Genomic DNA, 26,714 nt, shown 5'->3' with positions numbered 1-26,714 from the left:
AGCTTGTGCTTGCGCGGCGGGTCGTTATGCTAGGCCGCAAACCGGATAAGGAGCGAATTGTGAAAGCGTGGATCATGTTGTTGCTGGCCCTGTCTCTGCCTGTGGCAGCACTGGCCGAAGAAGCCAAAGAAGGCGAGGCGCCGAAAGTCAATTACATCACCCTGAGCCCGCCGTTCGTCGGCAACTATGGCCTCGACGGCACCGCCAAACTCAAGGTCTACAAGGCCGATGTGGCCCTGCGCGTAACCGGCGAAGAGGCGACCAAACTGGTCAAGGCCAACGAGCCGCTGATCCGCAATCAGCTGGTGGCGCTGTTCACTCAGCAGACCACCGAGGCGATGGGCAGCATCGAAGGCAAGGAAAAGCTGCGTCAGGAAGCGTTGAAGCAGACCCAGCAGGTGATGAATGATGAGACCGGCAAGCCGGTGGTTGAGGATCTGTTGTTCAACAACCTGATCATTCAGTAAGTCATTCGCTGTCCGGGCTGGCCTCTTCGCGAGCAGGCTCGCTCCCACATTGGACTGCATGTTCCTGTGGGAGCGAGCCTGCTCGCGAAAGCTATTTATCCGGCATAAATGAATCAGGGTTTGAGCCCGATAACCGCCGTCCACTGTTCTGGTGTAACCGGCATAACCGACAACCGTGAGCCCTTCTGCACCAGCGGCAGCTCCGCCAAGGCCGTCTGCTGTTTCAAATAATCCAGCTTCAACACCCGTTTGAACGTCTCGACATGCTCGACATCAATCGCGCTCCAGGCATTTTTTTCTGCTGTAGCCTTCGGATCGAAGTAGTGGCTGTCCGGCTCCAGCGCCGTCGGATCGGGATACGCTGCTTCGATAATTTTGCCAATCCCGGCAATCCCCGGCTCGGGGCAGCTGGAATGGTAGAAAAAGAACTCGTCACCGACCGCCATCGCCCGCAGGAAGTTGCGTGCCTGATAGTTGCGAACCCCGTCCCAGCGCGCCTTGCCGAGCTTTTCCAGGCCCTTGATCGAGAGTTCGTCGGGCTCTGATTTCATCAGCCAGTAGGCCATGTCGTGTGCTCCTGAAGCGGTCATTGGGCAGGTTGTCGGGCAATTTTATGACAAACCGACAGTCGGTTGACGTCAGCGTTTGCGCACAGGTTCACGTTGCCGCAAAATGCCGGCCTTTAAAGCTTGACGCTGCTGCACGGCCTACGAACGGAAACCGCTGCTGTCATCGTGATGATGTGCCTTGAGGGGGGCAATCGATGAAACGCAAACCGGATTTGCTATGGACTTTGGTAATTTTGTTTGGCCTGGGCGTGGTAACCACCGGTTACGCGCAGAGCCTTTGGGCGAACAAGACCGACGCGCCGATTGAAGTGGCGCAACAGGTGCAACAGTCGACCGCTTTCAAACGCTGAACCTGTCTCTTCGACGCCGCTGTTCCATGCGGCGTCTACTCTGCGAAATACCACGCCTTGTCGGTGACCGTGCCTTGTAACGGCACATCCCAGCTCGCCTGCGCCAGACGCTCGACCTTCTGACACTCATGGGCCAGGCCCAGCAGCGTCGGCTTGCGCCAGTTCTTGCGCCGGGCCAGATAGGCGAGGCTGCGATCATAGAAACCCCCGCCCATGCCCAGGCGCCCGCCGACATCGTCAAACCCCACCAGCGGCAACAACACCAGATCCAGCGCCCAGACCTTGCGTTGCCGAGCCAGATTGGCCCGGGGCTCGAGGATGCGGAAGCGATTGGGCGTGAGCTTTTCGCCGGGGCGGATGCGCTGGAAGACCATTTTCGTTCGTGGCCAGGCGCTGAGTACCGGCAGATAAGTCGCCTTGCCGCGGCGCTGGGCTTCGCGCAGGAGCAGGCGCGGATCGATTTCACCGTCGGTGGGCAAGTACAGGGAGATATGTTTCGCCCGGCGAAAGTGCGGGTCTTGCGCCAATTGCCGGAACAGGCCTTTGGCCGCCTGGCGTTGTTCGCCCGGCGTCAGCGCACGGCGCGCCTTGCGCAGCAGGCGGCGGAGTTGCGGGCGGGGCAGCAGCGCGGGTTCGGTCATGGTTCGGCTTCGGCAGGTGGATGCAAAAACGTACGCATAAAAAATCCGATGTCGGCATACACCGACATCGGATTCGAATCAGGCTCCCCGGATGAACCGCTGTCAACTCAGCCCTTGAACCCGAAAGTTCAAGGTGGAAGAAGCAGTAGACTTTAAGGCTTTCCGTCTAGCGGACATGCACACCAGCCCAACGTGCAACTTCCAGGGTAGTGCGAATCGGCTCCGGGACATCGTCAACTGGCAAGCACCCCAGGGAGTGCCGCGAGTATACCTCAAGCTGTCAGTCGAATCAGCCCTTGGCGGTGTTCTGATCGTCGGCCAGGACCAAATCGACACGATCGAGCAAGTCGCGTACCTGTTCGCGGGTCGAACCGCTGGCCTGGATGTCCGGGCGCTCTTCTTTGTGCAACAGGTCGTGGGTGATGTTCAGCGCGGCCATCACGGCAATGCGGTCGGCGCCGATGACTTTGCCGCTGCTGCGGATCTCGCGCATCTTGCCGTCCAGGTAGCGGGCGGCACTGACCAGATTGCTGCGTTCTTCCGGCGGGCAGATGATCGAATACTCTTTGTCGAGGATCTGCACGGTAACGCTATTGCTTGAACTCATGAGTCTTGCTCCAGGGCCTTGAGGCGCGAAATCATCGATTCGACCTTACGCCGGGCGATTTCGTTTTTTTCAATGAGGTGAGCGCGTTCCTCGCGCCAGGTTTTTTCCTGAGCTAGTAAGAGTGCGTTTTGACTCTTAAGTTGCTCGACTCGGCCAATCAGCAGTTCGAGTCTGGCCATCAGCGCTTGCAGGTCGGTGTCTTCCATTGGGTCCACGTGTTCGTCTGATGGGTGGTAACTGGCGGACAGCCTTTAATGGTCTTGGCGGGGCTGTCGATGTAGGATACAAGGCCTTCATTCTAGACATAGCGCCGTCTGGCGCCTAGCTGCCCATGACCATTGCGAATTCCCCGTACCAAGCCTTTGCCACCCTGCTGACTGCCAGCGGCCACAACGTCTCGCCTGCCGAACTGCACGGCGTGCTGCTCGGGCGCAGTTGCGCCGGGGCCGGCTTCGATCACGAAGGCTGGCTGATCGACGCCGCCGAACTGCTCGAAGGCGACATCCAGGACAACGTCCGCAACGCCCTGATCGGCCTGCAGGAGATGGTCAAAGGCGAGCTGACCGGCGCCGACATCACCGTCGTGCTGCTGCTGCCGACCGACGATGCACCGCTGGCCGAGCGCGCCGCCGCACTGGGCGAGTGGTGCCAGGGCTTCCTCAGCGGTTTCGGTCTGACCCGCCGTGCTTATGCACTGAGTGACGAAGCCAACGAAGTGCTGCGGGATCTGGCCGCCATCGCTCAGGTGCAGGACGCGCTGGAAGAATCCGAAGACGGCGAATCCGACTACATGGAAGTCATGGAATACCTGCGCGTTGCGCCGTTGCTGCTGTTCTCGGAAACCAAAAAAGCCGATGTGCCGCCAGCGGCCAAACCTTCGCTGCATTAATCGCGTGCCAGGGAAAGCCATCTGCCCATGACCCACATCCCCAAAGCGGAATACAGCCGTCGCCGCAAGGCCCTGATGGCGCAGATGGAACCCAACAGCATCGCGATCCTGCCCGCCGCCGCGGTGGCCATCCGCAACCGCGACGTCGAGCATGTCTATCGTCAGGACAGCGACTTCCAGTACCTCAGCGGTTTTCCCGAGCCACAAGCCGTCATCGTCCTGATGCCCGGTCGCGAGCACGGTGAGTACATCCTGTTCTGCCGTGAACGCAACGCCGAACGCGAATTGTGGGATGGCCTGCGCGCAGGGCAGGAAGGCGCGATCCGCGAATATGGCGCCGACGATGCTTTTCCAATTACCGACATCGACGACATCCTCCCGGGCCTGATCGAAGGCCGCGACCGGGTGTATTCGGCGATGGGCAGCAATCCCGAATTCGATCGGCACCTGATGGACTGGATCAACGTGATCCGCTCCAAGGCGCACCTCGGCGCGCAGCCGCCGAATGAATTCGTTGCCCTGGATCATCTGCTGCACGACATGCGCCTGTATAAATCGGCGGCAGAAGTGAAGGTGATGCGCGAAGCCGCGCGGATTTCGGCGCAGGCGCATATCCGCGCGATGCAGGCCAGTCGTCCGGGGCTGTATGAATACAGCCTCGAAGCCGAGCTGGATTACGAATTCCGCAAGGGCGGGGCGAAGATGCCGGCCTACGGTTCGATTGTCGCCGCCGGGCGCAACAGCTGCATCCTGCATTACCAGCAGAATGACGCGTTGCTCAAGGACGGCGATCTGGTGTTGATCGACGCCGGTTGCGAGATCGACTGCTACGCCAGCGACATCACCCGCACGTGGCCGGTCAACGGCAAGTTTTCGCCGGAGCAGAAGGCGATCTACGAGTTGGTGCTGGCTTCGCAGGAAGCGGCGTTCGCTGAAATCGCCCCGGACAAGCACTGGAATCAGGCGCACGAAGCCACGGTTCGAGTGATTACCACAGGGCTGGTGAAACTCGGTTTGCTAAAAGGCGAGGTTGACGAGTTGATCGCCAGCGAAGCCTACAAGGCTTTTTATATGCACCGTGCCGGCCACTGGCTGGGCATGGATGTGCATGACGTCGGCGAGTACAAGGTCGGCGGCGAATGGCGCGTGCTGGAGATCGGCATGGCGCTGACCGTGGAGCCGGGCATCTACATCGCCGCGGACAATCAGAACGTGGCGAAGAAATGGCGCGGTATTGGCGTGCGTATCGAGGATGACGTGGTCGTGACCCGATCCGGTTGTGAAATCCTCACCAGCGGCGTGCCGAAAACCGTCGCCGAGATCGAAGCGCTGATGGCACAAGCAAGGACACACGCAGCATGAGTCGAGTCAATCTGGCAATCATCGGTGGCGGTCTGGTCGGCGCCAGTCTGGCGTTGGCGTTGCAGGCCGGGGCCAAGGCGCAGGGCTGGAAGATCGTCCTGATCGAACCGTTCGCCCCCGGCGACAGCTGGCAACCGAGCTACGACGCCCGCTCCTCAGCCCTTTCGTTCGGCTCGCGGCAGATTTATCAGCGCCTGGGCGTGTGGCAGGAAATTTCCCGCCGCGCCGAGCCGATCAAACAGATTCATGTCTCCGACCGTGGCCGCTTCTCCACCGCGCGCTTGTCGGCGATGGAAGAGGGTGTGCCAGCGCTCGGTTACGTGGTGGAAAACGCCTGGCTCGGCCAGTGCCTGTGGCAACACCTCGACAAAGACGTGATCACGTGGCGCTGCCCGGCGGAAGTCACGCGCATGGAGCCGTTGGCCGATGGCTATCGTCTGACCCTCAACGATGAAACCACCCTTGAATGCGACCTCGCGGTGCTCGCCGATGGCGGCCGTTCCGGGCTGCGCGAACAGTTGGGCATCAACGTGCGCACGCGCCCTTACAACCAGAGCGCACTGATCGCCAACATCACCCCGAGTGAAGCGCACAACGGCATGGCCTTCGAGCGCTTTACCGATGAGGGGCCGATGGCCCTGCTGCCGTTGCCGGACAATCGCTGCGCACTGGTGTGGACGCGGCTGGGCATGGATGCGCAGCGTCTGACTGAATTGAGCGAGCGTGATTTTCTCAGCGAGCTGCAAGGCGTGTTCGGTTACCGCCTCGGCACTTTGAAACAGGTCGGCGCACGGCATCTTTATCCGCTGTCACTGATCGAGGCTGAAGAACAGGTGCGCTCGCATCTGGCCGTGCTCGGCAACGCTGCACACAGCCTGCACCCGATCGCCGGCCAGGGCTTCAACCTGTCGCTGCGTGACGCCGACGCCTTGGCTGCCGCGCTGCTGGCCAGCGACAAGCCGCTGGGCGACTTCGCCACATTGCAGGCTTATCGCGAGCGGCAGCGCCTCGATCAGGACCTGACCGTGGGCTTCTCCGATCAGGTCACGCGCCTGTTCGGCAGCACCCAGCCGCTGGTGTCGCTGGGGCGCAATCTCGGCCTGCTCGGCCTCGACCTGCTGCCGCCAGCCAAACGCTGGTTCGCCCGGCAGGCGATGGGCCTGGGAACCCGTCCGGATGCTTGAGTGGCTGAGCAAAAAATTCGGCAAGGCACGATTGATGCGCTGGGTAATGACCTTCTACCCGCCGTATCTCGGCGCCGGAGTGCGCGTTCGGCACATCAGTGACGACTTTCGCGATGTGCAGGTGTCCATGGGTTTGGGCTGGTACAACCGCAACTACGTCGGCACCCAGTTTGGCGGCAGTCTGTATTCGATGGTCGACCCGTTCTTCATGTTGATGCTCATGGAAAACCTCGGCCCGAAATACATCGTCTGGGACAAGGCCGCCGACATCGATTTCATTGCGCCGGGCAAAGGCCCGGTGTTCGCCCGGTTCAACATCGACCAGACTCTGCTCGACGAGATCCGCCGGCAGACCGCCAACGGCGATAAATACCTGCCGCAGTTGCAGGTCGACATTCATGACGGCGCCGGCAACCTCGTGGCGCGGGTCGGTAAAACCCTTTACGTGCGGCTCAAGCCGCAAGCGAGACAGGCCTAAAGCATGGAAATGCGCGCAGATCTGCTGATTGTCGGAGCCGGAATGGTCGGCAGCGCCCTGGCGCTGGCGCTACAGGACAGTGGGCTGGAAGTGCTGTTGCTCGACGGCAGCCCGTTGAGCGTGAAGCCGTTCGATGCCGAAGCGGCGTTCGAACCGCGCGTCAGCGCATTGTCGGCGGCGAGCCAGCGCATTCTCGAGCGCCTCGGTGTCTGGGACGGCATCGCCCAGCGGCGCAGCAGCCCGTACACCGACATGCATGTCTGGGACGGCAGCGGCACCGGGCAGATTCATTTCTCGGCGAGCAGCGTACATGCCGATGTGCTCGGCCACATCGTCGAAAACCGCGTGGTGCAGGATGCTTTGCTCGAGCGTTTGCATGATTGCAACCTGGGCATGCTGGCCAATGCGCGGCTGGAGCAGATGCGTCGCTCCGGCGACGACTGGCTGCTGACCCTGGCTGATGGCCGCACCTTGCGCGCGCCGCTGGTGATCGCGGCCGATGGCGCCAATTCAGCGGTGCGCCGTCTCACTGGGGTGGCGACTCGCGAGTGGGATTATCTGCATCACGCCATCGTCACCAGCGTGCGCTGCAGCCAGCCGCACCGCAAAACCGCCTGGCAGCGCTTTACCGATCACGGGCCATTGGCGTTTCTGCCGCTGGAACGTGATGGTCAGCAGGACTGGTGCTCGATCGTCTGGTCGACCACACCGGCTGAAGCCGAGCGCTTGATGGCGCTGGAAGAGGCTGCGTTTTGCGCTGAGCTGGAGCGAGCGTTTGAAGGGCGCCTCGGTGACGTGATCAGCGCCGACCCGCGTCTGTGCGTGCCGCTGCGTCAGCGTCACGCCAAACGTTATGTCGCTGAAGGCCTGGCGTTGATCGGTGATGCGGCACACACCATTCACCCGTTGGCGGGGCAGGGTGTGAACCTTGGTTTCCTCGATGCAGCGGTGCTGGCGGAAGTGTTGCTGCAAGCGCATGAGCGCGGTGAGCGACTGGCAGACGTGAAGGTGCTGAGCCGCTACGAGCGTCGGCGTATGCCGCACAATCTGGCGCTGATGGCGGCGATGGAGGGCTTCGAGCGGTTGTTCCAGTCCGACCCGCTGCCACTGCGCTGGTTGCGCAATGCCGGGTTGAAACTGGTTGAGCAGATGCCCGAGGCGAAGGCGTTGTTTGTGCGCGAGGCGCTGGGGCTGACCGGGGATCTTCCAGCTCTGGCAAAGCCCTGACCGCCTCATTGAGGCTGATGGCCGCTTCGCGAGCAGGCTCGCTCCCACAGTTGAGATGCATTTCAATGTGGGAGCGAGCCTGCTCGCGAAAGCGTCCGCCCACTTACCGCAGTTTTGAGTCGTGCAACATCTGGTAACGCCTTCCCCCAGTGTTCGATTGAGAAGGTAAATGTGAGTCCTTATCATTTGGCCCACCTTTCCCGACCGTGAGACCACTCCCATGTTGGCACCCAAGCGTCTTCTGACCGCACTGGCCTTGACCCTGATCGGCAGCACCACTGCCCAGGCCGCCGATGAGGTGGTGGTTTACTCGTCGCGTATCGATGAGCTGATCAAACCGGTATTCGATGCCTACACCGCCAAGACCGGGGTGAAGATCAAGTTCATCACCGACAAGGAAGCGCCGCTGATGCAGCGCATCAAGGCCGAAGGTGAAAACGCCACCGCCGATCTGCTGCTCACGGTCGATGCCGGCAACCTGTGGCAGGCCGAGCAGATGGGCATCCTCCAGCCATTCACCTCGAAAACCATCGACACCAACATCCCCCTGCAATATCGCTCGTCCACCCACGCCTGGACCGGCCTGAGCCTGCGCGCGCGGACCATCGCCTATTCCACCGAGCGGGTGAAGCCAGGCGAACTGACCACCTACGAAGCGCTGGCCGACAAGAACTGGGAAGGCCGCCTGTGCCTGCGCACGGCGAAGAAGGTCTACAACCAGTCGCTGACCGCGACCATGATCGAAGTGCACGGCGCCGAGAAGACCGAGAAAATCCTCAAGGGCTGGGTCAACAACCTGTCCACCGACGTGTTCTCCGATGACGTTGCGGTGCTGGAAGCGATCAACGCCGGGCAGTGTGATGTTGGCATCGTCAACACCTACTACTACGGTCGCCTGCACAAGCAGAAGCCTGAATTGCCGGTGAAGCTGTTCTGGCCGAATCAGGCCGATCGCGGTGTGCATGTGAACCTGTCGGGCATCGGCCTGACCAAACATGCGCCGCACCCGGAAGCGGCCAAGGCTCTGGTCGAATGGATGACCACGCCTGAGGCACAGAAGATTTTTGCCGACGTGAACCAGGAATTCCCGGCCAACCCGGCGGTGGCGCCATCGGAAGAAGTGGCGGCGTGGGGAAAGTTCATTGCTGATACCTTGCCGGTAGAAGTGGCGGGCAAACGTCAGGCCGAGGCGATCCGGATGATGGATCGGGCGGGGTGGAACTGAGGCGTTTCGTGTAACTGTTGATCTTTCAAGATCGCTCCCTCACCCCAGCCCTCTCCCGGAGGGAGAGGGAGCCAACTTGTGTTGCTTTCGAAACTTGAGTTCGACTCAATATCTCAGGTCGATGTAGTTTGCATGAGCACCTCGGTCAGTTCCCTCTCCCTCCGGGAGAGGGCTAGGGTGAGGGCAGCAATCCCAACCTGAAATACGCAATCCAAGAACACCCCAATCCCTCCAGAGACCCAAAAGTGGCCCACCCCGCCCAACGCCGCTGGTACCCCATCGTCTTCGCCATCGCCGCGCTGGTGTTGTTGCCGCTGAGCGTGCTGTTGTTGTCGTGGCAGACCATCGATCAGCAGATCTGGTCGCATCTGTGGCAAACCCAGATGCAGCGACTGCTCGGCAATACCCTGACGCTGATCCTCGGCGTCGGTGTCGGCGTGACCCTGCTGGGTGTCAGCCTGGCGTGGCTGACCAGCCTCTGTGAATTCCCCGGTCGGCGCTGGCTCGACTGGGCGCTGATGCTGCCCTTCGCCATTCCAGCGTATGTACTGGCGTTCGTTTTCGTCGGCCTGCTCGATTTCGCCGGCCCCGTGCAAACCCTGCTGCGCGAATGGTTCGGCACGGGTCTGCGCCTGCCGCGAGTGCGTTCCACCGGCGGGGTGATCGTGGTGCTGGTGCTGGTTTTTTATCCCTACGTTTATCTGCTGGCGCGCACCGCATTCCTGGCTCAGGGCAAAGGCCTGATGGAAGCGGCGCGGGTGCTCGGGCAATCGCCGTGGCAGGCGTTCTGGCGGGTCGCGTTGCCGATGGCGCGTCCGGCGATCGGCGCGGGCGTGGCGCTGGCGCTGATGGAAACCCTCGCCGATTTTGGCGCAGTGTCGGTGTTCAACTTCGACACCTTCACCACGGCCATCTACAAAACCTGGTACGGCTTCTTCAGCCTGCCCAGCGCTGCGCAACTGGCCAGTCTGTTGCTGCTGGTAGTGATGCTGGTGCTGTACGGCGAGCGCCGGGCACGCGGGGCGAATCGGGCCAGCAACGAGCGGCCACGGGTGAAAGCGCTGTATCACCTGCGCGGGCTCAAGGCGTTGGCGGCGACAGGCTGGTGTGGATTTGTGTTCGCCTGCGCCTTCGTTATCCCGGTGCTGCAACTGATCGTCTGGTTCTGGCAGCGCGGACGCTTCGATCTGGATGAGCGCTACGCCGGACTGATTCTGCACACGCTGTACTTGGGCGCGATGGCGGCGCTTATCACCGTCAGCGTTGCGCTGTTGCTGGCATTTGCCCGGCGTCTGGCGCCGACCCCAGCCATCAACTCCGGCGTCGGTCTGGCCAATCTCGGCTACGCCTTGCCCGGTTCGGTGCTGGCGGTGTCGATCATGCTTGCCTTCAGTTATCTGGATCGTGAACTGGTGATTCCGCTCTCCGCCTGGCTCGGTGGTGCCGGCAAACCGTTGCTGCTCGGCAGCCTCGCGGCGTTGCTGATGGCCTATTTGGTGCGCTTCATTGCCGTCGCCTACGGGCCGCTGGAAAGCAGTCTGGCGCGTATACGGCCCTCTTTGCCCGAAGCGGCACGTAGCCTGGGTGTCAGTGGGCCGCGACTGTTTTTCAAAGTGTATCTGCCGCTGCTGCTGCCCGGCACCTTGAGCGCCGCGTTGCTGGTGTTCGTCGATGTGCTCAAGGAAATGCCCGCGACCCTGCTGATGCGCCCGTTTGGCTGGGACACGCTGGCGGTGCGCATCTTTGAAATGACCAGTGAAGGCGAATGGGCGCGCGCCTCATTGCCGGCATTGACCCTGGTGCTGGTCGGGCTGTTGCCGGTTATCGGCCTAATCCGACGTTCGGCGCACCGAAACTAGGGGGCGTTCTCGATTGGTTTCCACACCGCGCCGGGTCTGCTGTTGTGCAGGGCAAGACGCGAGAAGCGTGGTTTGGTTGTTCCAAATAAGCTTCGAGCAACGCAGCCCTGCACAACAGCAGGCCGGGCCCTCCGGGTTGTGCCTAAAAGCGAGCCAGCCTGCGTTGCAGGCCTTGAAAAGGGAATACCATTCCCAGCGGCCTGCGCCTTGCCTGGCTCGCTTTTAGGCGACAACGCGGTGGGGAAACCAATTGAGAACGCCCCCGTAGTAGTGAGTCCTACATCATGCGGCTACAATGCGCGGCATTCGGTGCGGTTCGTCTGACAGACCCGTGCGCTGGAATCGGCTGCAAGCCTTATTCATCAAGGCTTTCAGCCGTATAGCGGCGGTCCGCACCCTCGCCACGCCCGGAAGGAGAAACCCATGGGACAGCGTACGCCTCTGTATGACCTGCACCTCGCGCTCGGCGCGAAGATGGTCGATTTTGGCGGTTGGGACATGCCACTGCATTACGGCTCGCAGGTCGAGGAGCACCACGAAGTGCGCCGCGATTGCGGGGTGTTCGATGTTTCCCATATGACCGTGATCGATGTCAACGGCGCCCAGGCCAAAGCCTGGCTCCAGCATTTGCTGGCCAACGACGTCGAACGTCTGCACCGCCCCGGCCGGGCGTTGTACAGCACCATGCTCAATGAGCGCGGTGGCATCGTCGACGACATGATCGTCTATCGCCTCGACGACGCGTACCGGCTGGTGTTCAACGCCTCGACCCGCGATCAGGATCTGGCCTGGATGAACGCCCAGCTCGGCGCCTACGACGTGCAACTGCACGAGCGCGCCGAGCTGGCGATGCTCGCCATCCAGGGCCCGCAGGCCCGGCACAAGATTGCCGAACTGGTCACCCAGTCCCGCGCCACGCTGATCCAGCAACTCAAACCTTTCGAAGGCGCCATCGACGGCGACTGGTTCATTGCGCGCACCGGGTACACCGGCGAGGATGGCCTGGAAATCTGCCTGCCCGCGAATCAGGCGCCGGGTTTCTTCAACGACCTCGTCGGCGCCGGCATTTCGCCGATTGGCCTCGGTGCTCGCGACACCTTGCGTGTCGAGGCCGGAATGAACCTGTACGGTCAGGACATTCATCAGGACGTTTCACCGCTGGCCTCGAACATGGCCTGGAGCATCGCTTGGGAGCCGGCCTCGCGGCAGTTCATCGGCCGCGCGGCGCTGGAGGCGGAAAAAGCCGCCGGTGTGGCGCACAAACTGGTCGGTCTGGTGCTGGAAGAACGCGGTGTTTTGCGTGCTCACCAGGTGGTTCGCATCGCCGATGTTGGCGAAGGGGAGATCACCAGTGGTAGTTTCTCTCCTACGCTGAGCAAATCGATTGCCCTGGCGCGTGTTCCGATGGCAACCGCCGACCGCGCCGAAGTGGAAATCCGTGGCAAGTGGTACCCGGTACGGGTGGTCAAACCGACCTTCGTACGCCATGGCAAAACCTTGATCTAACCTTTTCTGGCGGGCATGACCGCTGACCAATTTCCGAGGAACCGAAGATGAGCGATATCCCTGCCGAACTGCGTTTTGCCGAAAGTCATGAATGGGCGCGTCTGGAAGCTGACGGCACTGTCACCGTGGGCATCAGCGATCACGCGCAGGAAGCGCTGGGCGACGTGGTGTTCGTCGAGCTGACCGAAGTCGGCAAGGTGTTCGCCGCCGGTGATCAATCCGGCGTGGTCGAGTCGGTGAAAGCCGCCTCCGACATCTACGCCCCGGTCAGTGGCGAAGTCATCGCGATCAACGAAGAGCTGGGTGGCTCGCCTGAGCTGCTGAACTCCGACCCGTACGGCGCGTGGATCTTCAAGCTCAAGCCAAGCGACAAGGCCGAGCTGGACAAGCTGCTGGATGCGGCGGCTTACAAGGCTGCCATCGGCGAGTAACTTGCCGGTATGACCCAAAGCCCCGATTCGTCGGGGCTTTTTTATGGGCGACGAATATCCCTTTGTGGGAGTGAGCCTGCTCGCGAAAGCGCCATATCAGTCAATGCCAAGGTTTCTGAAACACCCCTTTCGCGAGCAGGCTCGCTCCCACAGGGGCGGCGTGATCTTGAAAATTCGCCTGCTATGCTGGTTTGACCGTGTCGATTGACGCCAAGCGCCAGCCAGGAGAGCCCGTCATGTCCCAGTCGCCGTCCCTGAGCCAGTTACGCGATCCCGAAGCCTTTCTGCGCCGCCACCTCGGCCCGGATGCCGCCGAGCAGCAGGCGATGCTCGACAGCCTGGGCCTGGGCAGTCGCGCCGAGCTGATCGAGCAGACCGTGCCGCCGGGCATTCGCTTCAATCGCGCACTGGATCTGCCGCCGGCCCTCGACGAACAGGCTGCACTGGCGAAGCTGCGCGGTTATGCCGAGCAGAATCAGCTGTTCACCAGCCTGATCGGCATGGGCTATCACGGCACCGTCACGCCGACCGTCATCTTGCGCAACGTGCTGGAAAATCCCGGCTGGTACACCGCGTACACCCCATATCAACCAGAGATCGCCCAGGGCCGGCTCGAAGCCCTGCTGAATTTTCAGCAACTGACCATCGACCTTACCGGCCTGGAACTGGCCAACGCCTCGCTGCTCGATGAGGCTACCGCAGCGGCCGAAGCCATGGCTTTGGCCAAGCGCGTGGCGAAGTCAAAGAGCAATCTGTTTTTTTTGGATGAAAATTGCCATCCGCAAACCCTCTCCGTGGTACAGACCCGCGCCGAAGGTTTCGGCTTCGAGCTGATCGTCGACGCGGTGGATAACCTGGCGCAGCACGAGGTGTTCGGCGCGCTGCTGCAATACCCCGACACCCACGGCGAAATCCGCGACCTCAAACCCTTGATCAACCACCTGCACGCACAACAGGCCCTGGCCTGCGTCGCCACCGATTTGCTCAGCCTGCTGGTGCTGACGCCGCCGGGTGAGTTGGGTGCCGATGTGGTGTTCGGTTCGTCCCAGCGTTTCGGTGTGCCGATGGGTTATGGCGGCCCGCACGCGGCGTTCTTCGCCAGCCGCGAGGAATACAAACGAGCGATTCCGGGGCGGATCATCGGTGTGTCGAAAGATGCTCGCGGCAACGTCGCGCTGCGCATGGCCCTGCAAACCCGCGAGCAACACATCCGCCGCGAGAAAGCCAATTCGAACATCTGCACCGCGCAGGTGCTGCTGGCCAATATCGCCAGTTGCTACGCGGTGTATCACGGCCCCGAGGGTTTGAAGCGTATCGCCCAGCGCGTGCATCGCCTGACCTGTATCCTCGCCGCCGGACTCGAGCGCAACGGCATCAAACGGCTCAACAGGCAGTTCTTCGACACCCTGACCCTGGAGGTCGGCGGTGCGCAAACGGCGATCATCGAAAGTGCTCAGGCAGCGCAGATCAACCTGCGCATTCTTGGTCGCGGCCGCGTCGGTCTGAGTCTGGACGAGACCTGTGATGAACACACCGTGGCGAAGCTGTTCGATGTGCTGCTCGGCGCCGATCACGGCCTGAGCGTTGATGCGCTTGATGCGCAGGACATCGCCTCGGGAATTCCCGACGAACTCCAGCGCAGTACGCCGTACCTGCAACATCCGGTGTTCAACGCCCACCACAGCGAAACCGAGATGCTGCGTTACCTCAAGCAACTGGAAAACAAGGATCTGGCACTCAACCAATCGATGATCCCGCTGGGCTCGTGCACGATGAAGCTCAACGCCACCAGCGAGATGATCCCGATTACCTGGCCGCAGTTCGCCCATCTGCACCCGTTCGTGCCGAGGGAGCAGGCTGTCGGTTACACACTGATGATCGAAGAACTTGAGCGTTGGCTCTGCGCGATCACTGGTTTCGATGCGATCTGCATGCAGCCCAACTCCGGCGCCCAGGGCGAATACGCCGGGCTTCTGGCGATTCGCAAATATCACGAGAGCCGGAGCGAAGGCGCACGGGATATCTGCCTGATCCCATCCTCGGCCCACGGGACCAATCCAGCGTCGGCGCAGATGGCCGGAATGCGTGTGGTCATTGTCGAATGCGATGAGGCGGGCAATGTCGATCTGGACGATTTGCAGATGAAAGCCGCCGAGGCCGGGAATAAGTTGTCGTGCCTGATGGCGACCTATCCGTCGACCCACGGCGTTTACGAGGAAGGCATCAGCGAAATCTGCGCAGTGATCCACCAGCACGGCGGCCAGGTGTATATGGATGGCGCCAATCTCAATGCCCAGGTTGGTCTCGCCCGACCGGCGGACATTGGCGCCGACGTCTCACACATGAACCTGCACAAGACCTTCTGCATTCCCCATGGCGGCGGCGGGCCGGGCATGGGCCCGATCGGCGTTCGTGCGCATCTGGCGCCGTTCGTCGCCAACCATCCGGTGGTGCCGATTGACGGACCGCTGGCACAGAACGGCGCAGTCAGCGCAGCGCCGTGGGGCAGCGCGAGCATTTTGCCGATCAGTTGGATGTACATCGCCATGATGGGCCCGCAACTGGCGGACGCCAGCGAGGTGGCGATTCTGGCGGCGAATTATCTGGCGCAGCATTTATCCGGCGCGTTCCCGGTGCTCTACACCGGGCGCAATGGTCGTGTGGCGCATGAATGCATTCTTGATCTGCGCCCGCTGAAGGCGCAGACCGGCATCAGCGAGGAGGACGTCGCCAAGCGTCTGATGGATTACGGCTTCCACGCGCCGACCATGTCCTTCCCGGTGCCAGGGACGTTGATGGTCGAGCCGACCGAGAGCGAGTCCAAGGCAGAGCTCGACCGCTTCATCGCGGCGATGCTGAGCATTCGCGCCGAGATCAATGAAGTGCAGAAGGGCAACTGGCCGGGCGAAGACAACCCGCTCAAACGCGCGCCGCATACCTTGGCCGATGTCACTGGAGTCTGGGAGCGACCCTACAGTGTCGAACAGGCCATCACCCCGGATGCGCACACACGCTTGCACAAATATTGGCCGGCGGTGAATCGGGTGGATAACGTCTACGGCGATCGCAATCTGTATTGCGCCTGTGTCCCGGTGGAGGATTACCGCTGATCTCTAAATCCACCACCGTCCCTGTGGGAGCGAGCCTGCTCGCGAAAGCAATCGTCCAGCCAGCATTTTCGGTGACTGGCTCACCGCTTTCGCGAGCAGGCTCGCTCCCACAAGGCATGGTGGTGAGGCGGTAATCCGGGCAAAAAAATGCCGCTCGATCGAGCGGCATTTTTGAGGGTGCGAGGCTTACTCGGAAGCCACGGCGTTCTTCGCCAGAATCGCGTTCGCCAGTTCCATGTCCGAAGCCTGCAGGCCAGGGTTGTCGGCGCGGACTTTCTGCATCGCCGCTTCCAGGTACGGGCCACGGATGCCGCCGTCGCTGGCGACGAAGCTGCCGGCGTCGTCCTGGGCGGCGACGATCAGCTTGTGATCCTTGAAGGTCAGGTAGGTCGAGCCGGTGGTGGCACCGGAGGAGATGACGTTACGCCAAAAGCTGTCCGCCATGGCCGAACCAACGGGAAGCGACAGCAGGGCCAAGGTGGCGACAGCGAGTTTGAGACGCATGATGAGGTGACTCCTGGGATTGACTACGGCGTTGGATAGCCGATCCCCGATCCAGTTCCGTGCTGAATTATTTCAACTCACTTTGCGGTGTCACCCGCAGCACTTCCTCCACCGTGGTCAGCCCCGCCGCAACTTTCTGCGCACCGGACAGGCGCAGGCTGCGCATGCCTTCCTTGAAGGCCTGACGCCTGATCGCGGTGAGGTCGGTATCCGGGGTGATCAGCGCTTTGAGGCTGTCGCTCAGCTGCATGATTTCGTACACGCCGGCGCGGCCGCGATAGCCGGTGTCGCGGCATTCCAGGCATCCGATCGCCCGTTGCGCATTGCTCGGCAGCGGCGCCTGCCAGGGCCGGGTCAGGGTTTGCCAGTCTTCATCTTCGAGCGTCAGCGGCGCCTTGCAGTGCGGGCATAACGTGCGCACCAGACGCTGAGCCATAACGCCGAGCACGGTGGCTTTGATCAGGTAATGCGGCACACCGAGTTCGAGCAAACGGCTGATGGCGCTCGGTGCATCGTTGGTGTGCAGTGTGGACAGGACCAAGTGCCCGGTGAGCGCGGCCTGAATCGCCATTTCCGCAGTTTCCAGATCGCGGATCTCGCCGATCATGATGATATCCGGGTCCTGCCGCATCAGCGCGCGCACCCCGGCGGCGAAAGTCAGCTCAATGTTGTGCTGCACCTGCATCTGGTTGAAGGCCGGCTCGACCATTTCGATCGGGTCTTCGATGGTGCAGAGGTTGACCTCCGGCGTCGCCAGTTTTTTCAGCGTGGTGTACAGGGTCGTGGTCTTGCCCGAACCGGTCGGCCCTGTGACCAGAATGATGCCGTTGGGCTGGCGGGTCATATCCTGCCAGCGGCGCAGGTCTTCGGCGCTGAAACCCAACTGGTCGAAATTCTTCAGCAGCACTTCCGGATCGAAAATCCGCATGACCATTTTTTCGCCGAACGCTGTCGGCAAAGTCGACAGCCGCAACTCCACTTCGCCGCCGTCCGGGGTCTTGGTCTTGACCCGGCCATCCTGGGGTTTGCGCTTTTCCGCGACGTTCATGCGGCCAAGGCTTTTCAGGCGGCTGACGATCGCCATCGTCACCTGCGGCGGGAACTGATAGACGTTGTGCAACACGCCGTCGATGCGAAAGCGCACGGTGCCGTGCTCGCGGCGCGGTTCGATATGGATATCGCTGGCGCGCTGCTGGAAGGCGTACTGGAACAGCCAGTCGACGATGTTGACGATGTGCGCGTCGTTGGCGTCCGGCTCCTGATCGCTGGCGCCGAGGTTCAGCAGTTGTTCGAAGTTGCCGAGATTGCCGCCCTGGGCGTCGGCATTGCTGGCACCGCTGACCGATTTGGCCAGCCGGAAAAACTCGACGCTAAAGCGCTGGATGTCGACCGGGTTGGCCACGACCCGTTTGATCGGCAGCTTCAATACGTGGGTCAGGTCAGCTTCCCAACCGCTGACGTAGGGCTGAGCGCTGGCCACGGTGACCGAGTCGCGGTCCACGGCGACGGCGAGAATCTTGTGGCGCTGGGCGAAGGCGTAGGACATCAGCGGCGTGATCGCCGCGACATTGATTTTCAGCGGATCAATGCGCAAATACGGCTGACCGGCCTGTTGCGCCAGCCACAGGGTCAGGCTTTCCAGATCCAGATGTTTGCCCGGACGGCTGAGGTCGTCGAGTTGCTGGCTGGCGATGAATTCCAGCGGATGCATCTGCCCGTGAGCAGCATGGCGACGGCGGGCATTGAGCGCCTGTTCCGCCGCGTCCTGGCAGATGAAGCCTTGGGCGACCAGTTCCCGTAACACATCGTTGAGGTCCAGCCAGCGGTCCTGAGTGACAAATTGAACGGACATGCGGCTTTCCTTTTTAAGCGTCATGCGCAAAAGGATAGTCGTGGCCCGGCTGACCGTTGGGCCACTACCCGACGAAGCCGTTGCCGGATTTGTCAGCCGGCCGCCTGGGCGGGCGCCTGCCACGCCGCGTCGGCGTTGTGCAGATCCACTGCGCAGACGCTGATCAGGTTACGCAGTTTCTCCGCGATCACTTGCGCGCGATGCCAGCTCAGGCCGCTCATGAGCAGATCGATCGACAGCAGATCGTCCTGGCGCTGGACCTTGACCTGCTCCGGCGTCAGAAATTGCAAGGCGAACAGATTCAACACGCGCACCAGCAGATCCGGCTCGGCCTCGGCGAGGATTTGGTATTGCGCCAGGCAGTGGGCGTTGTTGACGTTCCAGACATCAGCGCGGGCGGCGGGGCTGTTCACGGCTTCAAGGTGCGGCATGGCGAGTCTCCAAAATCACTGGAGAAATTTTTACATTCGGTGCGGGGTATTTCTTGGCTATGATCGACGCTTGGGGCGATTTATCGAGCTCAGTAATTCGCAAAACACGGTTTTTAAGGAATAGTTATGCATGCCGAGCTGGACGCCTACGACCGCAAGATTCTCGCCTTGCTCCAGGAAGACGCTTCGCTGTCGAGCGCGCAGATCGCCGAGCAGGTGGGCCTGTCGCAATCGCCGTGCTGGCGGCGGATTCAGCGGATGAAGGAGGAGGGCATCATTCGCGGCCAGGTGACCTTGCTGGATCGCAAGAAGATCGGCCTGAACACGCAGATTTTTGCCGAGATCAAACTCAACGCTCATGGGCGTTCGAACTTCACCGAATTCACCGAGGCGATTCGCGGCTTTCCGGAAGTGCTGGAGTGTTATGTGCTGATGGGGGCGGTGGATTTCATGCTGCGCATTGTCGCGGCGGATATCGAGGCGTACGAGCGGTTCTTCTTCGAGAAGCTGTCGCTGGTGCCGGGGATACAGGAAGTGAATTCGATCGTGGCGCTGTCGGAGATCAAGTCCACCACCAGCCTGCCGGTCTAGTGCGGATGGCCTTCGTGGCGAGGGGATTTATCCCCGCTGGGCTGCGCAGCAGTCCCCGCTTGATCGTTCCCACGCTCCGCGTGGGAATGCAGCCCGGGACGCTCTGCGTCCCAAAGCGGACGCAGAGCGTCCATTGAGGCGTTCCCACGCAGAGCGTGGGAACGATCGGGTGGGAAGGTGTTTAGCTGCGCAGCAGGATTTTCCAGGCGCGGTTCTGGTACACCGCAATCGCCTGATGCTTGCGTGCATCGAGCAGTTCGTCGGTGATGGTCGGCTCGTTGGCCAATTGCGCCAGTTTGTTCAGCTCACCGTAAAGGCGATCCATTTCCGGGATGTCCAGCACGTTGCGCGCGTGGTGCAACCAGACCTGAATGCGTTCGATACGCGGCAGTTGTTCAGCAAGATCTTCCGGCTGCTGCTGATAGCGTTGCAGCTGCAGAGCAGTGGCTTCTTCGCCCAGCAGACGCGGCAACCAGCTGTGCAGTTGCGCGTCACCCTGACGATTGCCGCGAGTATTGCGGTCGGCGGTCCAGGTGCGGGCCAACAGCCAGCGTGAAGCGTTCAGCGAGAACTGGCCCCAGCGCGGGTCTTCCAGCTCTTCGAGGAACTGCTCCGGCGCGGCTTTGCGCACGTCTTCGTCTTCGATGCCGACCTGTACCAGTGGGCGCCAGTCTTCGAGCAAGGCATCGAGGGCCACGCGCAAATCGTGGGTCGACTGACGCGGCGCCGCCTGGCCCAGGCTGCTGAGCAGGGCGCGCATTTCCGCGAGGTTCTCGACCCAATCCTGCAACAGGCGCCAGTGGCCGTTGAAGCGATATTGTTCGGCCAGACGCTGGCTGCTGCCGAGCAAATGCCAGCTCAACGCGGCGAAGGCGTCGTCGAGACGGGTTTCGCTGGTCAGCTGCGGCGCTGGCAGGCTAAGCGAGTAGCTGTTGGCGTCGTGCAGGCGATAACCGCGCTCGGCCTTGCTGATATCGCATGGCATCAGCGCCAGGGTTTCGGCCAGTTCGGCAGCCAGTTCCAGCAACGCGGCAGGCTCGCCTTCGCGCAGCTCCAGTTCCAGCTCGCAGATTTCTTCCTTCTGCTTGCCGACCACTACGTGACCGAGATCCAACGCGGCTTCGATGACCACTTTGGTCTTGCCACGGCCCCAGGCGATTTCGGCGCGCTCGCGGACGAAATCGGTGGTGAAGATCGGCTTGAGGGTTTTCTTGTCCAGCTCGGCCAATGCCTCGGGCCAGCATTCGCCGTCGAGTTTCTTCACATCGAGCTTGGCTTTCGCCAGTTTCCAGTCGTACTCGTTACGCTCGGACAGACCGGCGACGCTCTGGCCACGGGTCTTGAGGGTCTGAATCACTTCGTCACCGTCCTTGCGCAGGCGCAGGGCGACTTTGGCCTGGGCGAGGTCGCGCTCGGGGGTGTCGAAGTACTGGTTCATCAACTCACGGCGTTCCCAGCCACTTTTGTTGCGTTTCTTCAGCAGCGGGTGCTCGCGCAGGGCAGCGAGGGTTTCGCGGCTGACGCGGAGTTTGATTTCAGTTTCTTTTTGCATGGCCGGAACATCCAGAATCGGGAGCGCAGCCGGGGGAATGTGTGGCTGCCAAGGCCGTGCAGTGTACAGGAGTCAAACTTCCTACGCCCTGCGGCGGTTTATTCCGCGCGCCGGATGGTTCTATAGTGGGCCTCAATCCGGGACCTGGAGTCAGTGATGCCATTGCCGTCCATGCAAGACCAGTTCGCCGCGCTGATTGCCGCGCCATCGGTCAGCTGTACCCAACCGAACCTGGACCAGTCCAACCGCGCCGTCATCGATCTGCTGGCGGGCTGGCTCGGTGACCTGGGTTTCAGCTGCGATATCCAGCAGGTCAGCCCCGGCAAATTCAATCTGCTCGCCAGTTTCGGCAGCGGCCCCGGCGGCCTGGTGCTGGCCGGGCACAGCGACACCGTGCCGTACGACGACGCGTTGTGGCAGACCGACCCGCTGAAGCTCACCGAAGTCGATGGCCGCTGGGTCGGGCTGGGCAGTTGTGACATGAAGGGTTTCTTCGCGCTGATCATCGAAGCCGTGCAGCCGCTGCTTGATCAGCCGTTCAAGCAACCGCTGCTGATCCTCGCCACCTGCGACGAAGAAAGCTCGATGTCCGGCGCCCGCGCGCTGGCCGAGGCCGGGCAACCGCTGGGCCGCGCGGCGGTGATCGGCGAGCCGACCGGGCTCAAGCCGATTCGCATGCACAAAGGCATCATGATGGAGCGCATCGACATTCTCGGGCAGAGCGGCCACTCGTCTGATCCACGCCTGGGCCACAGCGCCCTTGAAGCGATGCACGATGCCATCGGCGAACTGCGCGGTCTGCGCCTGTTGTGGCAGCGCGAATTCAGCAATCCACAATTCAGCGTGCCGCAACCGACGATGAACTTCGGCTGCATCCATGGTGGCGACAACCCCAATCGCATCTGCGGCCAATGCTCGCTGGAGTTTGACCTGCGGCCGCTGCCGGGCATGGACCCGAACCTGCTGCGCGCGGAAATCCTGCGCAAGCTCAACCCGGTGGCCGAGCGGCATAAGGTGAAAATCGATTACAAACCGCTGTTCCCGGAAGTGCCGCCGTTCGAACAGTCAGAGGATGCCGAACTGGTGCGCATCGCCGAAAAGCTCACCGGCCATCGCGCCGAAGCAGTAGCGTTCGGCACCGAAGCGCCTTATCTTCAGCGCCTCGGCTGCGAAACCATCGTCCTCGGCCCCGGCGACATTGCCTGCGCGCATCAACCCGGCGAGTACCTTGAAATGTCACGTTTGCAGCCTACCGTGCATCTGATTCGGCAGTTGATTGAACATTACTGCCTGAAGGATTGAACGCATTCCTCGTAGGAGCTGCCGAAGGCTCGGGCCGCGTTCGGACGATCTTTTGATCTTGATCTTTAAAGCAACATCAAAAGATCGTCCGAACGCGGCCCGAGCCTGCGGCAGCTCCTACAGGGCACAGTTAAATTACCGGGAATCCAACCCGTATTCATGAGGAGAGCGCGCGTGTCGCCAAGCCTGTTCCGACGATAACCATCAGCCCGCTGTGCGTTTTTCGTTTCGCCCCTTTTTTCGGCTGCTCTTTATTACAGGCCCAGGTTCATGCCCGAATACGTTAATTGGCTTCGCCACGCGTCCCCTTACATCAATGCCCACCGCGATTGCACCTTCGTCGTCATGCTGCCTGGCGACGGCGTCGAGCATCCGAATTTCGGCAATATCGTCCACGACCTGGTCTTGCTGCACAGTCTGGGCGTGCGTCTGGTGCTGGTGCACGGCTCGCGCCCGCAGATCGAAACCCGCCTCGCCGCCCGTGGCCTGACCCCGCATTACCATCACGGCATGCGCATCACCGATGCCGCGACCCTGGAATGTGTGATCGACGCGGTCGGCCAGTTGCGCATCGCCATCGAAGCGCGCCTGTCGATGGACATGGCCTCGTCGCCGATGCAGGGCTCGCGCCTGCGCGTGGCCAGCGGCAACCTCGTCACCGCGCGGCCGATCGGTGTGCTGGAAGGTGTCGACTATCACCACACCGGTGAAGTGCGTCGGGTTGATCGCAAGGGCATCAACCGCCTTCTCGACGAGCGCTCGATCGTGCTGCTGTCGCCGCTGGGCTATTCGCCGACCGGCGAGATCTTCAACCTTGCCTGCGAAGACGTCGCCACTCGCGCCGCCATTGATCTGGGCGCGGACAAGCTGCTGTTGTTCGGCGCCGAGCTCGGCCTGATCGACGAGAACGGCAAACTGGTGCGCGAACTGCGCCCACAGCAAGTGCCGGCCCATTTGCAGCGTCTGGGCATGAGCAACTATCAAGCGGAGTTGCTCGATGCCGCCGCCGAAGCCTGCCGTGGCGGCGTGGCGCGCAGTCATATCGTCAGTTACGCCGAAGACGGCGCACTGCTGACCGAACTGTTCACCCGTGACGGTGGCGGTACGCTGGTGGCGCAGGAGCAATTCGAATTGGTGCGCGAGGCGGCGATTGAAGACGTCGGCGGCCTGCTCGACCTGATCAGTCCGCTGGAAGAGCAGGGCATTCTGGTGCGCCGCTCGCGGGAAGTGCTGGAGCGCGAGATCGAGCAGTTCAGCGTGGTCGAGCGCGAAGGCATGATCATCGCCTGTGCGGCGCTGTATCAGATTGCCGATTCCGATGCCGGCGAACTGGCGTGCCTGGCGGTGAATCCCGAGTATCGCCATGGCGGACGCGGCGACGAATTGCTAGAACGCATCGAAACCCGTGCGCGGGCGCAGGGTTTGAAAACCCTGTTCGTACTCACCACGCGCACCGCGCACTGGTTCCGCGAGCGCGGATTCGAGCCGAGCAGCGTGGAACGCCTGCCAGCGGCACGGGCGTCGCTGTACAACTATCAGCGCAACTCGAAGATCTTCGAAAAGACCCTCTGAACAACAGCGAGGTCTGTGGCGAGGGGATTCATCCCCGCTGGACTGCGCAGCAGTCCCCTAGCGTTTCCAAGTGAAAACATAGGTGGTCGCTACGCGACCCAGCGGGGATAAATCCCCTCACTACAGGGTTCTGCATTCAGTCAGTGATGAATTTGGCACTGACGTACGGCGAATAATCAGGTAGCACCGTCTCGACCTTGCCTTGTTCCTTCAGGAATTTCGCCGTTTCGGCAATGGCCTTGGCGGTGCCGCCGTCCAGCAGCGCGGTGCTTTGCTGCGCCTTGGCATCCGGGAATGCCGACCCGGCCAGCAGTTCCGGTACATCCACCGCATTGGCGCCGGTCAATTTGGCGATTTTCTGCACAGGCACCGAGTCCGCCGTCCAGCTGTCCTTGTGCGCGGCGTAATCAGCGAACGAGTCCAGGGTGACCCTGGCAAACTTGGCCACGACCTCGGGATGCTTCTCGGCAAAGTCCTTGCGCGCCACCCACACTTCGAAGGTCGGCGCGCCCCACTGGCCGACTTGGGCCGCATCGGTCAGGGTCTTGCCGGTCTTGCGGATCTCGCCCAGTGCCGGCGACCAGACAAACGCCCCGTCAATGTCGCCACGCTTCCACGCGGCGGCGATTTCCACCGGTTGCAGGTTGACCACTTTGACTTGCGAAGTATTCAGGCCCCAGTGCTTCAGCGCCCCAAGCAGACTGTAGTGCGAGGTCGACACGAACGGTGTGGCGATGGTTTTACCGATCAGGTCCTGCGGTTTGTCGATGCCGCTGCCGTTGCGCACCACCAAGGCTTCGGCGGCATTAATCTGCGCCGAAACGATAAACGCCACGATCGGCAGATTGCGTGAAGCAGCTGCTGCCAGTGGGCTTGAGCCAAGGTTGCCGATCTGCACGTCGCCAGAAGCAATGGCAGTGACGACTTCCGGGCCGCTGTTGAAACGACGCCAGTCGATCTGCTCGCCGATGGTTTTTTCATAGACACCATCGGCCTGCGGCACTTTGCTCGGATCGATCCCGGTCTGGTAGCCGACCGTCAGACCGGCGGCATGTGCGGAAAAAGAAAACAGTGCCGACACACAAACTGTAACAAATTGACTTGATAGTGCGCGTTTCGCCATGATGCGTCGCCTTTTCGATGGGATTTGCCGTGTTGGGAGCACGGCAAAGCTAATCGATCTAAAAAAAGGTCAACAAATACCATTTAGGAATGAGCTTAGGCGCCGATACGCTGTTTCCCGGCGAAGAGGGCCATTAATGGGCCATATACCCGAATGGTATGAAAAAGAATGAATAAATTCTTTTTGGGATTATCAGGAAGTCTTTACGCTGCAGGGACCCAATCACTGGCGATTAGACGATGGTCGTAGACACACAAGGTTACGATTGACTTGGCAGTCACGGTCTGGCGCTAATCGCGCATCTTAGGATTCAGGGCAAATCGACCCCGAACCAGGAACACAAGAATTAGAACGAGAGGAGCGATACATGAACAAGTCCACCTTGGCCCTGGCTGTGGCCGTTGGGGTTATGGCGCAGCAGGCAGGCGCCGCCGGTTTCATCGAAGACAGCAAGGCTACTCTGGGTCTGCGCAACTTCTACATCAACACTGACAACCGTAACGGCACTGCCGAACCAAGTCGCAACGAAGAATGGGGCCAAGGCTTCGATCTGCGTTTCATTTCGGGTTACACCCAAGGCACTGTCGGCTTCGGTATCGATGCCATCGGCCTGCTGGGCGTACGTCTGGATTCGGGTGGCGGCACCAACGGTAACGTTAACGGTGATGGCACCCCTGGCAGTGCCTACGGCGGCACTGTTTTCCCAAGCGAATCCAACGGTCAGGCGGTTGATAACTTCTCCAGCCTGGGTCTGACGGCCAAAGCCAAGATTTCCCAGACCGAACTGAAGCTGGGTACCTTGCAGCCGAAGAACCCGGTCATCGTCACCAACGATGGTCGTCTGCTGCCACAAACCTGGCAGGGTGGCCAGATCACTTCCGGCGAGATCAAGGACCTGACTCTGGTCGGTGGCCAGATCGAACATGTGAAAGGTCGTAACTCCAGCAACAATGAGCAGCTGTCGATCGGTGGCGCAACTGCGCGCACCACAAACAGCAACAAGTTCATCTACGCGGGTGGTGACTACAAGATCACCAAGGATCTGACGGCCCAGTACTACTACGGCAACCTGGAAAACTTCTACAAGCAGCATTTCCTGGGTCTGGTGCATAACTGGTCGATTGGCCCAGGTGTGTTGAAGTCCGACTTCCGGTACTTCAATAGCTCCGATGACGGCCGCAATGGCAACGATTCGGACTACTTCAGCAACGGTGCGTACGGCAACAGTACGCTGGGTAACGGCAAAGGTAAGGTCGACAACAACCTGTACAGCGGCTTGTTCCTTTACACCGTTGCCGGTCACACCTTTGGTGGTGGCTATCAGGTGAGTAATGGCAGCAGCGACTTCCCTTGGCTGAACCAGGGTGACGGCTCGTCTAACTACACCATCACCGACATGCAGATCCAGAAGTTCAACCGTGCCGGCGAGCGCACTTGGCAAGCACGCTACTCCTACGACTTCGCCAAGGTTGGCGTGCCTGGCCTGACCGCTGGCATGGTTTATCTGCGTGGTGACAACGTTGATACCTACGCTCGTGGCGTCCAGACCTCGAATGGCGCTTCCGAGTGGGAACGCGATTTGACCGTGGCGTACGTGGTTCCGGAAGGCCCGTTGAAGAACGTCGGCTTTATGTGGAAAAACGCTTCGTGGCGCACCGACATCGCTGGTCAACGCGACCAGGACGAAAACCGTCTGATCCTCAGCTACTCGATCCCGCTGTTGTAATAGCGCTCGAGCAACTGAAGAAAAAAAGCCCCGTCCGGCATCGCGCCGGACGGGGCTTTTGCGTTTCGAGTCAGGCTCACCCCCGTAAGCCCTTCTCGATTTCCCTCTTTGCTGCAACTCAAGGCCTTCTCGAACCTTGCGTTGGATGTTCGTCGC

At 61.3% G+C, this 26,714-nt stretch carries 25 protein-coding genes and 1 other RNA gene; 16 read left to right on the top strand and 10 right to left on the bottom strand.

Going from position 1 to position 26,714, the window contains the following annotated elements:
* The first annotated feature begins 59 nt into the window (after positions 1–59).
* Complete coding sequence (locus ACYSTU_RS05710; RefSeq protein WP_039757432.1) at positions 60–467, top strand: flagellar basal body-associated protein FliL; 408 nt, start codon at positions 60–62, stop codon at positions 465–467.
* A 113-nt stretch (positions 468–580) separates the two neighbouring features.
* On the opposite strand, the gene ACYSTU_RS05705 is transcribed toward ACYSTU_RS05710, so the two are convergent.
* Positions 581–1,033 (bottom strand): EVE domain-containing protein, encoded by a 453-nt coding sequence (locus tag ACYSTU_RS05705; protein ID WP_281891490.1) that lies wholly within the window; start codon positions 1,031–1,033, stop codon positions 581–583.
* Between the two features lie 197 nt (positions 1,034–1,230).
* Between ACYSTU_RS05705 and ACYSTU_RS05700 the strand changes: the two genes are divergently transcribed.
* Positions 1,231–1,386, top strand: a complete 156-nt coding sequence (locus ACYSTU_RS05700; protein WP_024014743.1) for a hypothetical protein — start codon at positions 1,231–1,233, stop codon at positions 1,384–1,386.
* Positions 1,387–1,421: 35 nt separating this feature from the next.
* Here the strand turns inward: ACYSTU_RS05700 and ACYSTU_RS05695 are convergent, their stop codons facing one another.
* The 4 genes from ACYSTU_RS05695 to ACYSTU_RS05680 all read right to left on the bottom strand — a co-directional run bounded on the left by ACYSTU_RS05695 (position 1,422) and on the right by ACYSTU_RS05680 (position 2,840).
* Complete coding sequence (locus tag ACYSTU_RS05695; protein WP_024014742.1) at positions 1,422–2,027, bottom strand: 5-formyltetrahydrofolate cyclo-ligase; 606 nt, start codon at positions 2,025–2,027, stop codon at positions 1,422–1,424.
* An 80-nt stretch (positions 2,028–2,107) separates the two neighbouring features.
* A non-coding RNA gene (gene ssrS / locus ACYSTU_RS05690) (6S RNA) lies at positions 2,108–2,286 on the bottom strand.
* 30 nt (positions 2,287–2,316) lie between these two features.
* Positions 2,317–2,634 (bottom strand): cell division protein ZapA, encoded by a 318-nt coding sequence (locus ACYSTU_RS05685; RefSeq protein WP_016772632.1) that lies wholly within the window; start codon positions 2,632–2,634, stop codon positions 2,317–2,319.
* A complete protein-coding gene (locus ACYSTU_RS05680; RefSeq protein WP_007911197.1) occupies positions 2,631–2,840 on the bottom strand; it encodes a TIGR02449 family protein in 210 nt (69 codons plus the stop codon). Before ACYSTU_RS05680 ends, ACYSTU_RS05685 begins: the two co-directional genes overlap by 4 nt.
* Before the next feature lie 125 nt (positions 2,841–2,965).
* Here ACYSTU_RS05680 and ACYSTU_RS05675 point away from each other — a divergent pair, with 125 nt between their 5' ends.
* The 10 genes from ACYSTU_RS05675 (at position 2,966) to gcvP (ending at position 15,905) form a co-directional block, all read left to right on the top strand.
* On the top strand, positions 2,966–3,523 hold the full coding sequence (locus ACYSTU_RS05675; protein WP_110644472.1) for a YecA/YgfB family protein: 558 nt from the start codon (positions 2,966–2,968) through the stop codon (positions 3,521–3,523).
* A gap of 27 nt (positions 3,524–3,550) precedes the next feature.
* Positions 3,551–4,885, top strand: coding sequence for a Xaa-Pro aminopeptidase (pepP, locus tag ACYSTU_RS05670; protein ID WP_024014740.1), 1,335 nt, complete (start codon positions 3,551–3,553; stop codon positions 4,883–4,885).
* Positions 4,882–6,069: a 2-octaprenyl-6-methoxyphenyl hydroxylase gene (ubiH, locus tag ACYSTU_RS05665; protein ID WP_136493157.1), complete on the top strand. Its 1,188-nt coding sequence runs from the start codon at positions 4,882–4,884 to the stop codon at positions 6,067–6,069. Before pepP ends, ubiH begins: the two co-directional genes overlap by 4 nt.
* Entirely contained in the window at positions 6,062–6,547 is a 486-nt protein-coding gene (locus tag ACYSTU_RS05660; protein ID WP_122880324.1) for a DUF4442 domain-containing protein, read from the top strand. The genes ubiH and ACYSTU_RS05660 overlap by 8 nt, the downstream gene beginning before the upstream one ends.
* Before the next feature lie 9 nt (positions 6,548–6,556).
* A complete protein-coding gene (locus tag ACYSTU_RS05655) occupies positions 6,557–7,774 on the top strand; it encodes a 2-octaprenyl-3-methyl-6-methoxy-1,4-benzoquinol hydroxylase (protein ID WP_498997216.1) in 1,218 nt (405 codons plus the stop codon).
* Positions 7,775–7,994: 220 nt separating this feature from the next.
* The gene (locus ACYSTU_RS05650) at positions 7,995–8,999 is read left to right on the top strand and encodes an extracellular solute-binding protein (protein WP_498996700.1); all 1,005 of its coding nucleotides are present in this window, start codon (positions 7,995–7,997) and stop codon (positions 8,997–8,999) included.
* 245 nt (positions 9,000–9,244) lie between these two features.
* The gene (locus tag ACYSTU_RS05645; RefSeq protein ID WP_498996698.1) at positions 9,245–10,858 is read left to right on the top strand and encodes an ABC transporter permease; all 1,614 of its coding nucleotides are present in this window, start codon (positions 9,245–9,247) and stop codon (positions 10,856–10,858) included.
* A gap of 423 nt (positions 10,859–11,281) precedes the next feature.
* Positions 11,282–12,364, top strand: a complete 1,083-nt coding sequence (gene gcvT / locus ACYSTU_RS05640; protein ID WP_130889093.1) for a glycine cleavage system aminomethyltransferase GcvT — start codon at positions 11,282–11,284, stop codon at positions 12,362–12,364.
* Between the two features lie 47 nt (positions 12,365–12,411).
* A complete protein-coding gene (gcvH, locus tag ACYSTU_RS05635; protein ID WP_024014734.1) occupies positions 12,412–12,795 on the top strand; it encodes a glycine cleavage system protein GcvH in 384 nt (127 codons plus the stop codon).
* A gap of 236 nt (positions 12,796–13,031) precedes the next feature.
* On the top strand, positions 13,032–15,905 hold the full coding sequence (gcvP, locus tag ACYSTU_RS05630; protein WP_498996693.1) for an aminomethyl-transferring glycine dehydrogenase: 2,874 nt from the start codon (positions 13,032–13,034) through the stop codon (positions 15,903–15,905).
* 186 nt (positions 15,906–16,091) lie between these two features.
* On the opposite strand, the gene ACYSTU_RS05625 is transcribed toward gcvP, so the two are convergent.
* From ACYSTU_RS05625 to ACYSTU_RS05615, 3 genes are all read right to left on the bottom strand, one after another.
* A complete protein-coding gene (locus tag ACYSTU_RS05625; protein ID WP_172667868.1) occupies positions 16,092–16,412 on the bottom strand; it encodes a DUF2388 domain-containing protein in 321 nt (106 codons plus the stop codon).
* Positions 16,413–16,476: 64 nt separating this feature from the next.
* Complete coding sequence (gene tfpB / locus ACYSTU_RS05620) at positions 16,477–18,261, bottom strand: type IV pilus assembly ATPase TfpB (RefSeq protein WP_498996691.1); 1,785 nt, start codon at positions 18,259–18,261, stop codon at positions 16,477–16,479.
* Positions 18,262–18,353: 92 nt separating this feature from the next.
* A complete protein-coding gene (locus tag ACYSTU_RS05615) occupies positions 18,354–18,692 on the bottom strand; it encodes an ACT-like domain-containing protein (RefSeq protein ID WP_207807554.1) in 339 nt (112 codons plus the stop codon).
* Between the two features lie 126 nt (positions 18,693–18,818).
* Between ACYSTU_RS05615 and ACYSTU_RS05610 the strand changes: the two genes are divergently transcribed.
* The gene (locus ACYSTU_RS05610; protein ID WP_258710694.1) at positions 18,819–19,283 is read left to right on the top strand and encodes an Lrp/AsnC family transcriptional regulator; all 465 of its coding nucleotides are present in this window, start codon (positions 18,819–18,821) and stop codon (positions 19,281–19,283) included.
* 181 nt (positions 19,284–19,464) lie between these two features.
* Here ACYSTU_RS05610 and ACYSTU_RS05605 read toward each other — a convergent pair whose 3' ends face one another.
* On the bottom strand, positions 19,465–20,835 hold the full coding sequence (locus ACYSTU_RS05605; protein WP_110599916.1) for a CYTH domain-containing protein: 1,371 nt from the start codon (positions 20,833–20,835) through the stop codon (positions 19,465–19,467).
* A gap of 156 nt (positions 20,836–20,991) precedes the next feature.
* Between ACYSTU_RS05605 and argE the strand changes: the two genes are divergently transcribed.
* A complete protein-coding gene (gene argE, locus ACYSTU_RS05600; RefSeq protein ID WP_323164130.1) occupies positions 20,992–22,137 on the top strand; it encodes an acetylornithine deacetylase in 1,146 nt (381 codons plus the stop codon).
* Between the two features lie 270 nt (positions 22,138–22,407).
* The gene (gene argA / locus ACYSTU_RS05595; protein WP_016772647.1) at positions 22,408–23,709 is read left to right on the top strand and encodes an amino-acid N-acetyltransferase; all 1,302 of its coding nucleotides are present in this window, start codon (positions 22,408–22,410) and stop codon (positions 23,707–23,709) included.
* A gap of 136 nt (positions 23,710–23,845) precedes the next feature.
* Here argA and tauA read toward each other — a convergent pair whose 3' ends face one another.
* Positions 23,846–24,835 carry a taurine ABC transporter substrate-binding protein gene (gene tauA, locus ACYSTU_RS05590; RefSeq protein WP_125917067.1) on the bottom strand — a complete coding sequence of 330 codons (990 nt, stop codon included), beginning with the start codon at positions 24,833–24,835 and terminating at the stop codon, positions 23,846–23,848.
* A 364-nt stretch (positions 24,836–25,199) separates the two neighbouring features.
* On the opposite strand from tauA, the gene ACYSTU_RS05585 reads away from it, so the two are divergent.
* Entirely contained in the window at positions 25,200–26,558 is a 1,359-nt protein-coding gene (locus tag ACYSTU_RS05585; RefSeq protein WP_323164131.1) for an OprD family porin, read from the top strand.
* Positions 26,559–26,714: the final 156 nt, after the last annotated feature.

The organism is Pseudomonas glycinis, assembly GCF_054871425.1.
Note: the sequence above shows the minus strand (reverse complement) of the source record. Positions and strands in the feature narration are given on the sequence as shown.